This window comes from Paraburkholderia agricolaris (assembly GCF_009455635.1).
Taxonomy (GTDB): Bacteria; Pseudomonadota; Gammaproteobacteria; order Burkholderiales; family Burkholderiaceae; genus Paraburkholderia; species Paraburkholderia agricolaris.
The window spans coordinates 551,833-565,122 of sequence record NZ_QPER01000001.1; the positions used below are offsets into that span (position 1 = coordinate 551,833).

Sequence of the window (13,290 nt, forward strand, 5' to 3'; positions counted from 1 at the left end):
GACAAACCAAAGCCTTCGTATAATCCGCACATGACCATCCAACTCGAAGAACGCTTCGGCTTTCTGATTTCCGACGTCGGACGCCTGACAGGCAAGCGTTTCGATGATCTCGCGAAGTCGTCGGTCGATCTGACGCGCGCGCAGTGCCGCGTGCTGGCCAACCTCGCCCACTACGGCGACGTCAACCAGGCGCGGCTCGCGGACCTGCTCGAAGTCGCGCCGATTTCGGCGGGACGGCTGCTGGACCGTATGGAAGAGGGCGGCTGGATCGAGCGCACGGCCAATCCGAATGACCGTCGCGAGCGTCAGGTGAGCATGACGCCGAAGGCCGAGCGCACGCTCGGCAAAGCGCGCAAGGTGGGCGATAAAGTCGCACTCGAAGCGCTGAACGGTTTTACCGACGAAGAAGCGAAGCAGCTCATCGCGCTACTGCAACGGGTGCGCGGCAATCTCAGCAGCCTCGTGGACCGCTAACGCCGCGCGCACGGTATTGCGTCCGCGCGTTCGCGGCGGCGCTTGCAACTCATTACAAAATCAAAAGCCGTTCGTAACGAAATTGTCACGTAGTGGTAATAAGTTGGAAGTTTTGCCTTTGGCCTTCCATGCTTGCTCCGCTTCTGGTTGCCTTTTACGAAACCGTCCGGCAGGGCAGTGTCACCGCCGCCGCCAAGCGGCTCGAAGTCAGTCAGCCGACCATCACGGCGCGCATCCAGCAACTGGAAAAACAGTACGGTGTCGAGCTGTTCCACCGGCGCGGCAGCCGTTTCGATCTGACCGACGCCGGCGCCGCATTGATGCCGCTGATCGACCGCATGCAGCAAACCGAAAGCGATATCGACTTCACGCTGCGCAATGAACGCGAACTGGCCGCCGGCAATCTGCGGGTCGGCGCGACCGGGCCTTACTACATTCTGCCGGCCATCGCGGCGTTTCATCGGCAGTATCCGGCGGTCAAGATTTGTGTCGAGATTGGCAATTCGCAGCAGATCCTCGATGCGCTTCTCGATTTCCGTGTCGATCTTGCGGTGTCGTCGCAACGGGTCGACGACCCGCGTTTCGCACGCCGTACGATTGCCGACGATCCGCTCGTCGTCGTCGCGCATTGCAGGCATCCGCTGGCCGCACAGAAAGTGGTCAAGCTTGCCGACGTTGCCGCCCATACGCTGCTGCTGCGCGAGCCTGGCTCGCGGACTCGCGAGGCCACCGAGGGCGCGCTCAAGCGTATCGGCGTGGTGCCGGCGAGGCTGATCGAAATCGGCAGCCGTGAGGCGATCTACGAAGCGATCCGCCACAACATGGGCTGCACGCTGATGCCGCTCGGCGAAGCGCCGGCGCATCCCGATTTGCGTCAACTGCCGCTGGACGCCGACGCGCCGGTCCTCCAGGAGTATCTGTATTACCTCGAGGCGCGGGCGGGTTCACGTCTCATCACCGCCTTCATGGCCAACGTCGGCGTGGCCGCTTAACGGCCCCTTAACGGTCCCTAAAAAATGCTGATGCCGGTATCGGCCAGCTTGCGCAGAACGACATAGCCGCGTCGCCCGCGGTCCCTATCGTTGCATCGACTCGCCGGATGGTCCGGCGCATATCGGCATCGAGAGGGGACAAACATGAGACGGCACACCGTCGTGCAATTCGCCTGCGGTCTGGCGCTGCTCGGCGCGCTCGGCGCAACGGCTGCGCTGAGTGGCTGCGGCGGCACATCGCAAACCGGCGGCAACAGTTCCGGCAACGGCGCGGGCAACACGCAAGCCAGCGCGGGTACGCCGGCCAGCACACCGGCGACGTCCGCTGGGCCGGCGGTCAAAAAGATGCTGCTGGTCGAACTCGACGGCGTGACGTACAGCGCGTTGAGCGCGGGGATCGCCGGCGGCAAGCTGCCCAATCTGGCGAAGCTGACCGTGGCGCCCGCGTACAGCGGCGGTGTCAACGGCACGCTGTCGCAGCAACCCAATCTCGATGCACCTGGCTGGGCGACCGTGCTGACCGGCACGTGGGCCGACCGTCACCAGATCAACTCCGACGCGCCTAATCAGGCCTCGCACAGCAGCACGGTATTTCAGATGCTCAAGACCGCGGGCGCCGGCACGGTGGGCGCGACCGTCGATTCGAGCGGTCTCGCGGCCTTGCTGACGCCGGATCAGAATGCCGGCAATCTCGACACGCTCGTGAACTGCGCGTCGGTCGACGCCTGCGTCACGCAGAACGGCGTGAACCTGATCGACAACGGCTACTCGCTGGTGTTCGCGCAATACCACTCGGCGCAGGACGCCGCGTTGAACGACGGGTTGTCGTCGGCGAACTATGCGAGCACCCTGGGGCAACTGGATGCCGCGCTCGGCACGCTGGTCGCTGAAACCGCCAAACGCAGCAACGAGAACTGGTTGATCGTCGTGACCAGCAGTCACGGTCTGAACGCGGCCGGCGGCACCGACGGCTTACCGCTGCCGGCTGAGTCGACCAGCTTCATCGCGCTGAACCAGGCGCCGAATGCGCGCCTCGGCAACACCACCGCGCCGGCCACGATGGCCGCGCTCTACACGCGCGCCAGCATCGCCGACATCACGCCGACGCTGCTCGCCTACAAGGGCATGCTGCCCGATTCGATGACCTATGCGCTCGACGGCGGCCAGTTCATCGGCGCCACGCCCGTATCGCAACTATTAGGCACCACCGGTAGCGATAACGCCAGCCTTGTCCTCACGTGGACCGCGCCCGCGACCGGCGCGATCAGCGTGCTGCGCAACGGCACCTTGATCGCGAGCCTGCCCGCCGGCACCGCGACCTATACCGACAGCCAACTCGGCCTGACGACAACCGGCGTCTACCCGTTCAACTACACGGTAGTGGCCGGCAGCGCGCCGCTCGCGACGATTACCCAGGTTGTGTACGTGCAACCCCCGCCGCCTCCGCCCCCGCCGCCGCCGCTCGCGACCACGCTGACCAACGGTCTGTCCAGCTACTACCCGTTCGGTGCGCTGCCACCGGTTGATCGTCTGAACGCCAGCACGATGGGGCCGTGGGCTGCGGATGCCGACGGTGGCGTGCTGGTCGCCGACCCGTTCGGCGGCAAGGGCTTGCAGATCGATACGCATACGGTCGACAGCAATGGCTTCGATGGCTACAAGCTCACGCAGACCAACGACGTTACGACCCACGCGCAATTCACCATCGGCTTCTGGTTCTACACCTCGTGCGCGAATCTCACGGGTAACGGCACGCCGGTGTTCTCGAACAAGAACTACTACTCGGGCGGCAATGCCGGCATCGCGATCGGCCTGTTCCCGGGCTCGAGCACGAGCTGCAACATCCGCTTCAACCTCGGCGACGGCAGCACGCGTAACGACATCAACAGCCTGAACGTCAGCGCCAACAAGTGGACCTATCTCGCGCTGGCTATCGACACCGCTGCGAAGAAGATCAACGCCTACATCTTCGATCCGGTGCTCGGCGAGCAGAAGGTGCTGGGCCAGGCGCTGAGCGTCAATATCGCCAAGCTGCCGGGCCTCGGTGTGTTCGGCCTGAACGAAGACGGTACCGGCCACTACTACATGAATGCCTGTAACTACACGCCGCCGTACACCGTCGGCAAGTGCGCGGCGACGCCGCCGGATGTACAGGCGTTCGGCGACCTCGCGCTGTGGACCCGTGTCGTCACCGAAACCGAGTTGCAGTCGATCTTCGGTTCGGGACAGCCATTGTCCACGCTCACCCACTGACCGGAGTCCAGCGATGAACCCAATGGTTTCCTTTTCGAAAGCGCCCGGGATGAAGGCGACAGGCGAGGCGCGGCAAGCGCAAACCCGCAGCGGGCCGCGTCGTGCGCGTGACCTGCTGACGATCGCCGCCCTCTGCGCGCTGTGCGTATCGATGGCCGGCTGCGGCGACGGATCGAGCAGCAGCACCAGCAATGGTGCGGGCGGCTCCGGCACCGCCGCGAACAACGCGGCGGCCGGTGCGGGCGGTGCAAGCGCGCCGGTGCCGATCGTCGCGGCACCGGCCTCCGGTGCGTGCGCCGCATCGGGCGCGAGCGCCGCGCAGCCGTTGCAGAACACGCAACTCGTCTGCGCGCCCTGACGTGCTGTTTGCCGCGTGCGCTTTGCCGCCTGCCTGTCGAGCCACTGGCTGCGACGGCCTGGCAAGCGCACAGATTCTGACGATCCCAACACGCCAAACATGACCTCATTGGACCGCCGTACCTTCCTGCGCAGCGCCGCGGGCGCTGCCGCGCTCAGCCTGTTTCCGCCCGCGATCCGCCGCGCGCTTGCGATTCCCGCGAACAACACGACCGGCACCATCAACGACGTCCAGCACGTCGTCATCTTCATGCAGGAGAACCGCTCGTTCGATCATTACTTCGGCACGCTGCCGGGCGTGCGCGGTTTTAGCGACCGCTTCACGATTCCGCAGCCGAGCGGCACGACCGTGTTCCAGCAGAACGACGGCACGCGCACTGTGCTGCCGTTTTACCTCGACAGCACCAAGGGCAACGCGCTGCTAGCTGGCGGCCCGCATTCGTGGACTGACGCGCATCAGGCGTGGGACAACGGCCGCATGACACAGTGGCCGAAAGCGAAAGGCGACGTGTCGATGGGCTATCTGAAGCAGGCCGATCTGCCGTTCCATGTCGCGCTGGCGAACGCGTTCACGATCTGCGACGCCTATCACTGCTCGCTGCATGGCGGCACCAATTCGAACCGGATCTTTTTGTGGACCGGCACCAACGGCGCGAGCGCCGGTTCCAATCCGGTCGTCAACAACGACGGCTGGGACGGCCTCGGCGCCTCGGCGACCGGCCTCACGTGGACGACTTATCCGGAACGTCTGCAGGCAGCGGGTGTGAGCTGGAAGGTCTACCAGAACATGCCGGACAACTACACGGACAACTCGCTCGCCGGCTTTGCGACTTACCGCAAGGTGAACGAGACGCTGCCGGGTTCGCCGTTGTTGCCGTACACGCAGTCACTGGAGGCCGTGGCGCCGTTGTACAAGGGCATTGGCAATACGATGCCCGACGGCGGCTTCCTGCAGTCGCTGAAAGACGATATCGCGGCCGGCCAGATGCCGCAGGTGAGCTGGATCGTTTCGCCGCAGGCCTACTGTGAGCACCCGGGCACGTCGACGCCGGGGCAGGGCGCTTACTACCTGCAACTGCTGCTCGACACGCTGACGGCCAACCCGGATGTGTGGAGCAAGACCGTGCTGTTCGTCAATTACGACGAGAACGATTGCTTCTTCGATCACATGCCGCCGCCCGATGCGCCGAGCAAAAATGCCGACGGCACGTTCGCCGGCAAATCGACGGTCAACGCGCAGTACGAGTACTTCACGAAGGCCAACCCGCCTGGCGATTCGTCGCCGATCGTGCCGGACGGACAATGTTTTGGACCGGGCCCGCGTGTGCCGATGTTCGTCGTGTCGCCGTGGAGCACGGGCGGCTGGGTGAATTCGCAGGTGTTCGACCATACGTCGGTGCTGCGTTTTCTGGAGCAGCGGTTCGGCGTGACCGAGACCAACATCAGCCCGTGGCGGCGCGCGGTGTGCGGCGATCTTACCTCGGCATTCAACTTTCGCAATCCGAACGATGCGCCGGTGGCGGCGCTGCCCGCGCCGACCAAAGCTCAGGCCGATGCGCAGAACACACAGCAGAGCGCGTTGGGCGCAGTGCCGGTGCCTCCGGCGGCGAGCCAGCAGATGCCGCAACAGGTGCTGATGTCGCGGCCGTCGCGTGCACTGCCGTACCTGCTGCACGTGAGCGCCAATGCCGATGTGCAGGACGGTCTGATCTGGCTGATTTTCAGCAACACCGGCACGGCCGGCGCGGTGTTCCATGTGTACGACCAGTTGCACCTCGACCGGCCGCCGCGCCGCTATACCGTCGAAGCAGGCAAGGAGCTATCGGACTCATGGGCCGCGCTCGCCGACGATAAGGGCAATTACAGCTTGTGGGTGCTCGGGCCGAATGGTTTTCATCGGTCGTTTCAGGGCAGCGTGGCGACGGTTGCGACCGGGCCGAATCCGGAGGTGCGGGTCTGCTATGACATCGTCAACAACGCGGTCTATCTGACGATCATGAATACGGGCAATGCAACGGCCAACGTGACCGTGACCTCGAACGCGTATCGCAGCGATGGTCCGTGGACCTACGCGGTGCCCGCGGGAATGCAGGTCGAGCCGTACTGGTCGGTGAGCGCCTCGGGCGGCTGGTATGACTTTACGCTGGCCGCTGCGGGCGGTTTCACGCGGCGTTTTGCGGGGCGAGTCGAAACCGGCAAGGACAGCGTCAGCGATCCGGCGATGGGCGTGGCGAGTTAAGGCAGCAGCAATGTCGCGCTGATTAAGCGAGGAGTGGCATTTGATGGAGTCAGCTTCGGCTGACTCCTTTTTTTATGGCTATCTGGCCGGGTGTTTATTTGGCCTCGGAGCCTGCGCTCGCGCCGGACGGTGGGACCAGCTCGAAGCAGGCCGGCGGCGTGGCCGGTGTTTTCGACTTCGCGTCCGGTTGCTGAGGATCGACGCATTTGAAGGCGCTCTGATCGCGCTGGACGAAAATCGTATCGGCCGAGCCGCCATTGACATGTGCGCCGTTCACGACCGCGACGATTTTGTAGCCGTCCTGCAGCAAGCTCGACAGTGTGATTGGGCTGGCGCGCCACTGACTGCTGGGTGGCGTTTGGGCGTTGGCGGTGAGCGGCGCTACGGCTGCGAGAAGCGCGGCGGTGGCAGCTACGGTACGGGCGGCGGTGCGGAATGTCATCAAGAAACCTCCTTGAAGTTGCAATTTGGAAGACCGAACGGAAGACCAAAACAAAAAAGCCGCTGACCTTGTGGATCAGCGGCTTTTTCTTGCAACTGGTGGCGAATCAGGGACTCGAACCCCGGACCTGCGGATTATGATTCCGTCGCTCTAACCAACTGAGCTAATTCGCCGAAAGAAGCGAGATTATGAGGATAGGGCTGGGGGCTGTCAACCCCCGCTACGCAACTTTTTTAAATTGCCCCGTCCTGGAGGCGTTTCAGTCCTTCGCGTAGATATCCGAGTCCTTGGTTTCCTTGACGAACAGCATGCCGATCACGAGCGTGATGAGCGCGACTACAATCGGATACCACAGCCCCGAGTAGATGTCGCCCTTGGCCGCCACGATCGCGAAGGCGGTCGCCGGCAGGAAGCCGCCGAACCAGCCATTGCCGATGTGATACGGCAGCGACATCGAGGTATAGCGGATGCGCGTCGGGAACATCTCCACCAGCATTGCCGCAATCGGCCCGTAGACCATCGTCACGTAGATCATCATGATCGTCAGGATCACCACGCTCATCGGCCAGTTGATCTGCGACGGATCGGCCTTCGGCGGATAGCCGGCGGTCTTCAGCGTGGTCGCGAGCGTCTTGTCGAACGCCTTGCCCTGATCCTTGGCGTCGGCGGCCTTGCCGTCATACGTGTTGATCACCGTATCGCCGACCTTGATCTCCGCCAGCGTGCCCGCCGGCGCCGCGACGTTCTCGTAGTTCAAGCCGGCTTTCGAAAGCGCGCTCTTGGCGATGTCGCAGGAACTCGTGAACTTCGCCGTGCCGACCGGATTGAACTGGAACGAACACTCGTCCGGGTTCGCGATCACGACGATCGGCGACTTCGCCGTAGCCGCTTCGAGTGCCGGGTTGGTGTAGTGAGTCAGCGCCTTGAACAGCGGGAAGTACGTGCAGGCTGCAATCAGCAGGCCGGCCATGATGATCGGCTTGCGGCCGATACGGTCCGACAGCGAGCCGAAGAACAGGAAGAACGGCGTGCCGATCAGCAGCGCGATCGCGATCAGGATGTTGGCCGTCGCGCCGTCCACCTTCAGTGTCTGCGTCAGGAAGAACAGCGTGTAGAACTGACCCGTATACCAGACCACGGCCTGGCCGGCGGTCAGGCCGATCAGCGCGAGGATCACGATCTTCAGATTCTTCCACTGGCCAAATGCTTCGGTCAGCGGCGCCTTCGAAGTCTTGCCCTCAGCCTTGATGCGCGCGAACACCGGCGATTCGTTCAGCTGCAGGCGAATCCACACCGACACGCCGAGCAGAACGATCGACGCGAGGAACGGAATACGCCAGCCCCACACGCCGAACGCGTCTTCACCCATGGCCGTGCGCACGCCGAGAATCACCAGCAGCGAGAGGAACAGGCCGAGCGTGGCGGTGGTCTGGATCCACGCGGTGTAGAAGCCGCGGCGTCCCGCCGGTGCGTGTTCCGCGACATACGTTGCTGCACCGCCGTATTCGCCGCCGAGCGCGAGACCCTGCAGCATGCGCATCGCGATGAAGATCACCGGCGACGCAATGCCGAGCGACGCGTAACCGGGCAGGAAGCCGACCAGGAAGGTCGACAGACCCATGATCACGATCGTGACGAGGAAGGTGTATTTACGCCCGACCAGATCGCCCAGGCGCCCGAACACGATTGCACCGAACGGCCGCACGGCGAAGCCCGCGGCGAAGCTGAGGAGCGTAAAGATGAAGGCAGCAGTCGGATTGACGCCGGAGAAGAAACTCTTGCTGATGTACAGCGCAAGTGAGCCGGCCAGATAGAAGTCGTACCACTCGAAAACCGTACCCAGCGACGATGCGAAGATCACCCGCTTCTCTTCGTGCGTCATCGGCGCCTGGGAGAGTTGCCCGCCAACGGTAGCCATATGTCGTCTCCAATATTGATATGTACACGTGGTCCGCCGGCAAAGGCGTTCCCGTGAAACGGATTATTGGAGTGGAAACTTACGGCCTACTGACGTGGAAGGGTCAAATGTCAGTGTCGGCTGTGTGCTATAAAATTCCGCCAAAACACGGCAATTGCGATCTAAGTTCTTGCAAGATTCGATAACACCATCTCAATATGGTGGCGGTTCTGATGGGTGTTTTGGCGTCCTTAGGGTAAGTCCTGTGCCCGTTCGAGCACGTGCAAGCTGACACGGACGAGCGTTCCGGCAAGCCGCGGGGAGGTTTGGTAGACGTTATCGTCGATCGTCATCTCGCCGCCGTGCATGATCGTGATCTCGCGCACGATCGCGAGCCCGAGGCCGCTGCCGTCGCCTTCGCGGCCGAGAATCCGGTAAAAACGCTCAACTACCCGCGAGCGCTCGGCCACCGGAATGCCGAGCCCGGTGTCTTCCACTTCCAGGTGTACGCGCCGCGCCGCCACGTCGTGCCGCACCCGCACGGTGATCCGGCCGCCAGCCGGCGTATAGCGGATCGCGTTGTCGATCAGATTCGACAGCATTTCGCGCAGCATGACCGGATTGCCGTCCACTTCGACCGGCTCTTCGGGCGCTTCGTAGCCGAGGTCCATCTGCTTGGCGAGCGCGGCTTGAACCCAGTCGCGCACCGCGCTGCGCGCGACTTCCGTCACCTCGACGGGTGTGAAAATCTGGCCCGACATGCGGTTTTCCGCGCGCGCCAGCGCCAGCAGTTGGGTGACGAGACGCGCCGCCTGCTCCGAACTGGTGGCGATCTGTTCGAGCGAGCGGTGGACTTCCGCGGAGGCGTCCTGGCGCAGCGCCAGTTCAGCCTGGGTGCGCAGGCCGGCCAGCGGTGTTTTCATCTGATGCGCGGCGTCGGCGATAAAGCGCTTTTGCAACTCCATGTTTTGTTCGAGACGCGTCAGCAGATCGTTGAACGACGTCACCAGCGGCTCGATTTCCGGCGGCGCGCGGCGCGCTTCGAGTGGTGACAGATCGTCTGGGCGGCGCGCGCGAATATGCGCCTGCAGCGCATGCAGCGGCGCGAGTCCGCGCGACAGGCCGAACCACACCAGCAGGATCGCCAGCGGCAGGATCACGAACTGCGGCAGGATCACGCCTTTGATGATGTCGTTGGCAAGCTGGCTGCGCTTGTCGAGTGTTTCGGCGACCTGTACCAGCACCGGCTGCGCGCCGGGCGTCTGCGGAAACTCGACGGTCGTATAGGCGACACGGATGTCGTTGCCGCGCAGCACGTCGTCACGGAATTCGACGAGGCCCGGCGGCGGCCGGTCTTCCTCGTGCGGCAGCGGCATGTCGCGCTCGCCGCCCACCAGTTCGCCGCGCGTGCCGAGCACCTGATAGAACACGCTGTCGACATTGTCGGCGCGCAGAAAGTCGCGGGTGGAATCGGGCAGCGACAGCTCCGCCACGCCATTGATCGGATGAATCTGGCGGGCGAGCACGTAGGCGTCGGTTTCGAGCGCGCGGTCGAACGGGCCGTTGGCGATCGACTTGGCGACCAGGTAAGTGACCGCGAGGCTCATGGGCCAAAGCAGCAGGAGCGGCGCCAGCATCCAGTCGAGAATTTCGCCGAACAGCGAGCGTGGGCGTGCTTCAGCGGCGGCTTCGGTCTCGTCGGGCGGGGCGAACGGATTGGCGTAGCGCTCGTCGCGCGCTTCGTCGAGGTCCGCCGCGTGCGCCGTGGCGCGGTCTGCGCGTGCGGACATGGGGGCTCTCTATTTGTAGTGATGGCTCGCCGGCATCGCGGCCGACGGCGGCGACGCCGGTGGTTCGGGCTCGGCGGAGCCGGGCGGCGCGAGCGCGCCGGCGCTGACGTTAGAAGGCTGGGCGGCTTTCTCGAGGCAATATCCGAGGCCGCGCACGGTGATGATGCGTACGCCGCTCGGCTCGATCTTCTTGCGCAACCGGTGCACGTAGACTTCGATTGCGTTATTGCTGACTTCCTCGCCCCATTCGCACAGATGGTCGACCAGTTGTTCCTTCGATACCAGCCGCCCGATCCTTTGTAGCAGCACTTCGAGCAGACCGAGTTCGCGCGCCGACAGGTCGATCACCAGTTCGTTGACGTAGGCGATCCGGCCCACCTGATCGAACGACAGAGAACCGTGCCGCACCACGGTCGGGCCGCCTCCCGCGCCGCGCCGGGTCAGCGCGCGCACGCGTGCTTCGAGCTCGTTCAGGGCGAAGGGCTTGGCCATGTAGTCGTCGGCGCCGAGATCGAGGCCCTTGACGCGTTCGTCGACGCTGTCCGCGGCCGTGAGGATCAGCACCGGCAGGTTCGAATTGCGGGCGCGCAGGCGGCGCAGCACCTCGAGCCCCGACATGCGCGGCAGGCCCAGATCGAGGATTAGCAGGTCGAAAGTTTGCATGGACAGGGCGGTGTCGGCCTCGACGCCGCTCTTCACATGATCGACGGCATAGGCCGATTGGCGGAGTGATCGAACCAGACCGTCCGCGAGTATGCTGTCGTCTTCGGCAATCAGAATTCGCATGGTGCGCCAACCTGGCCTTGCCGGCACCGTGGGGTGTTTCCCCGGCGCACAGCGGTCTCCGAAAATTATTGTGGGTAGTTGGGCAGCGCGGCGGTAAAAATGCGCGTTCGCATGAGAATCGCGCTTGCCAAAACTACTGTTTTTTTATACAGTGTCTGGGTTTCGTGTGCTGTCCGCTAAAAAGGGCGGCACATCTGCCTCAGACGCCGTTCATCATAGCAAAGGACGATTCATGGAAGAAAGCAAGAAAGGCTCGGCTGGACTGACTGCTGAAAAGAGCAAGGCACTGGCTGCCGCACTCGCGCAGATCGAAAAACAGTTCGGCAAAGGGTCGGTCATGCGGCTCGGCGCAGGTGAGGCGGTCGAAGATATCCAGGTGGTCTCAACCGGATCGCTCGGCCTCGACATCGCGTTGGGCGTCGGCGGTTTGCCGCGTGGCCGTGTGGTCGAAATTTATGGTCCGGAATCGTCCGGTAAAACCACGCTGACGTTGCAAGTCGTCGCCGAAATGCAGAAGCTCGGCGGCACGGCAGCGTTTATCGACGCGGAACACGCGCTGGACATCCAGTACGCGGGCAAGCTCGGCGTGAACGTCAACGACCTGCTGGTTTCGCAGCCGGATACCGGCGAACAGGCGCTTGAAATCGCCGACGCACTGGTGCGCTCGGGCTCGATCGACATGATCGTGATCGACTCGGTCGCGGCACTCGTGCCGAAGGCTGAAATCGAAGGCGAAATGGGCGACTCGCTGCCGGGTCTGCAAGCGCGTCTGATGTCGCAAGCGCTGCGCAAGCTCACCGGTACGATCAAGCGCACGAACTGCCTCGTAATCTTCATCAACCAGATCCGTATGAAGATTGGTGTGATGTTCGGCAATCCGGAAACCACTACGGGTGGTAACGCGCTGAAGTTTTACGCGTCGGTGCGTCTGGACATTCGCCGGATCGGTTCGATCAAGAAGAACGACGAAGTGATCGGTAACGAAACGCGAGTGAAGGTGGTGAAGAACAAGGTTGCGCCGCCGTTCCGTGAAGCGATTTTCGACATTCTGTACGGCGAAGGCATTTCCCGTCAGGGCGAAGTCATCGACCTCGGCGTGCAGGCAAAAATCGTCGACAAGGCCGGTGCCTGGTACAGCTACAACGGCGAACGTATCGGTCAGGGCAAGGACAATGCACGTGAATTCCTGCGTGAAAATCCGGACATTGCCCGTGAGATCGAGAACCGTATCCGTGAATCGCTGGGCGTGAATGCCATGGCGGAAGTGGCGACCGGTGCGGCAGCTGAAGTCGCGGGCGAAGAAGAGTAACCAGCACGTGATACGCAAGGGCCGGCCGCTGTCCAATGTTGCTAACGCTGGACGCAACGCGGACGGCCCGCGTGTCGGTGACGGTGATCCGCGCGATCCGTTTGATTCGCTTGATCCTTTCGAGTCGTTCGACGCGCACGATCGCGCAGAGGGCCGTCAGTCGCGGCCCGATTCCTCCGCTCAAGCTGCAGCGGACCCGTCCGAAACCACCTACACCCGCTCGCGCCGCACACCCGGCGAGGCGAAGCCAGGTCAGGACGATGCAAAAAAATCCCAACGCCCAGCCCGTTCGCTAAAAGGACGTGCGCTCGGCTATCTGTCCCGGCGTGAATACAGCCGCACCGAACTCGCGCGCAAGCTCAAGCCGTTCGTCGAAGAAACCGATTCACTCGATACCTTGCTCGATTCGCTGGAAGCCGAAAACTGGCTATCCGATTCGCGCTTTGCGGAAAGCCTGATCCATCGGCGCTCGTCGCGCCTGGGCGCGAGCCGGATTGTCGGTGAATTGAAGCAGCATGCTGTGGACCAAACGCTGGTCGAAGAAGCGAGTGCGCAGCTGCGCGAAACCGAGCTTGCACGCGCTCAGGCCGTCTGGCGGAAGAAATTCGACCGGCTTCCGGAAACCGCCGCCGAGCGGGCGAAGCAAGCGCGCTTTCTGGCGTCGCGCGGGTTCTCGGGTGCAACCATCGGCAAAATTCTTAAAGGGCTCGACGAGGAGTGGAGCGGCGAGTAACCCCACTTTGAGATAGCG

At 63.3% G+C, this 13,290-nt stretch carries 11 protein-coding genes and 1 tRNA gene; 7 read left to right on the top strand and 5 right to left on the bottom strand.

All coding sequences use genetic code 11. From position 1 onward, the window contains the following. The first annotated feature begins 30 nt into the window (after window positions 1–30). From GH665_RS02485 to GH665_RS02505, 5 genes are all read left to right on the top strand, one after another. Complete coding sequence (locus GH665_RS02485; protein WP_028196338.1) at window positions 31–474, top strand: MarR family winged helix-turn-helix transcriptional regulator; 444 nt, start codon at window positions 31–33, stop codon at window positions 472–474. A 128-nt stretch (window positions 475–602) separates the two neighbouring features. Then, window positions 603–1,466 carry a LysR substrate-binding domain-containing protein gene (locus GH665_RS02490; protein ID WP_028196337.1) on the top strand — a complete coding sequence of 288 codons (864 nt, stop codon included), beginning with the start codon at window positions 603–605 and terminating at the stop codon, window positions 1,464–1,466. Window positions 1,467–1,610: 144 nt separating this feature from the next. After that, window positions 1,611–3,719, top strand: coding sequence for a LamG-like jellyroll fold domain-containing protein (locus GH665_RS02495; RefSeq protein ID WP_153134528.1), 2,109 nt, complete (start codon window positions 1,611–1,613; stop codon window positions 3,717–3,719). Between the two features lie 13 nt (window positions 3,720–3,732). Next, window positions 3,733–4,077, top strand: a complete 345-nt coding sequence (locus GH665_RS02500) for a hypothetical protein (RefSeq protein WP_246216126.1) — start codon at window positions 3,733–3,735, stop codon at window positions 4,075–4,077. Between the two features lie 99 nt (window positions 4,078–4,176). Beyond that, window positions 4,177–6,315: a phosphocholine-specific phospholipase C gene (locus GH665_RS02505; protein ID WP_153134529.1), complete on the top strand. Its 2,139-nt coding sequence runs from the start codon at window positions 4,177–4,179 to the stop codon at window positions 6,313–6,315. Between the two features lie 94 nt (window positions 6,316–6,409). Here GH665_RS02505 and GH665_RS02510 read toward each other — a convergent pair whose 3' ends face one another. The 5 genes from GH665_RS02510 to GH665_RS02530 all read right to left on the bottom strand — a co-directional run bounded on the left by GH665_RS02510 (window position 6,410) and on the right by GH665_RS02530 (window position 11,230). Further along, complete coding sequence (locus GH665_RS02510; protein ID WP_153134530.1) at window positions 6,410–6,757, bottom strand: hypothetical protein; 348 nt, start codon at window positions 6,755–6,757, stop codon at window positions 6,410–6,412. A 96-nt stretch (window positions 6,758–6,853) separates the two neighbouring features. Continuing rightward, window positions 6,854–6,930: transfer RNA gene (locus GH665_RS02515), tRNA-Met, on the bottom strand. Window positions 6,931–7,016: 86 nt separating this feature from the next. After that, window positions 7,017–8,675, bottom strand: coding sequence for an MFS transporter (locus GH665_RS02520; RefSeq protein WP_153134531.1), 1,659 nt, complete (start codon window positions 8,673–8,675; stop codon window positions 7,017–7,019). Between the two features lie 230 nt (window positions 8,676–8,905). Then, a complete protein-coding gene (locus GH665_RS02525; RefSeq protein WP_153134532.1) occupies window positions 8,906–10,444 on the bottom strand; it encodes a sensor histidine kinase in 1,539 nt (512 codons plus the stop codon). Between the two features lie 9 nt (window positions 10,445–10,453). Then, window positions 10,454–11,230, bottom strand: coding sequence for a response regulator transcription factor (locus tag GH665_RS02530; protein ID WP_028196266.1), 777 nt, complete (start codon window positions 11,228–11,230; stop codon window positions 10,454–10,456). A 232-nt stretch (window positions 11,231–11,462) separates the two neighbouring features. Here GH665_RS02530 and recA point away from each other — a divergent pair, with 232 nt between their 5' ends. Further along, complete coding sequence (gene recA, locus GH665_RS02535) at window positions 11,463–12,539, top strand: recombinase RecA (RefSeq protein ID WP_054034441.1); 1,077 nt, start codon at window positions 11,463–11,465, stop codon at window positions 12,537–12,539. A gap of 7 nt (window positions 12,540–12,546) precedes the next feature. After that, complete coding sequence (recX, locus tag GH665_RS02540; protein ID WP_153138188.1) at window positions 12,547–13,272, top strand: recombination regulator RecX; 726 nt, start codon at window positions 12,547–12,549, stop codon at window positions 13,270–13,272. Window positions 13,273–13,290 lie beyond the last annotated feature (18 nt).

Excerpts from the sequence above, each read along its gene's own strand:
- GH665_RS02485 (WP_028196338.1), top strand. The coding sequence starts at position 31 with ATGACCATCCAACTCGAAGAACGCTTCGGCTTTCTGATTTCCGACGTC.
- GH665_RS02495 (WP_153134528.1), top strand. The coding sequence starts at position 1,611 with ATGAGACGGCACACCGTCGTGCAATTCGCCTGCGGTCTGGCGCTGCTC.
- GH665_RS02525 (WP_153134532.1), bottom strand. The coding sequence starts at position 10,444 with ATGTCCGCACGCGCAGACCGCGCCACGGCGCACGCGGCGGACCTCGAC.
- GH665_RS02530 (WP_028196266.1), bottom strand. The coding sequence starts at position 11,230 with ATGCGAATTCTGATTGCCGAAGACGACAGCATACTCGCGGACGGTCTG.
- GH665_RS02510 (WP_153134530.1), bottom strand. The coding sequence starts at position 6,757 with ATGACATTCCGCACCGCCGCCCGTACCGTAGCTGCCACCGCCGCGCTT.
- GH665_RS02505 (WP_153134529.1), top strand. The coding sequence starts at position 4,177 with ATGACCTCATTGGACCGCCGTACCTTCCTGCGCAGCGCCGCGGGCGCT.
- GH665_RS02500 (WP_246216126.1), top strand. The coding sequence starts at position 3,733 with ATGAACCCAATGGTTTCCTTTTCGAAAGCGCCCGGGATGAAGGCGACA.
- GH665_RS02520 (WP_153134531.1), bottom strand. The coding sequence starts at position 8,675 with ATGGCTACCGTTGGCGGGCAACTCTCCCAGGCGCCGATGACGCACGAA.
- GH665_RS02490 (WP_028196337.1), top strand. The coding sequence starts at position 603 with ATGCTTGCTCCGCTTCTGGTTGCCTTTTACGAAACCGTCCGGCAGGGC.
- recA (WP_054034441.1), top strand. The coding sequence starts at position 11,463 with ATGGAAGAAAGCAAGAAAGGCTCGGCTGGACTGACTGCTGAAAAGAGC.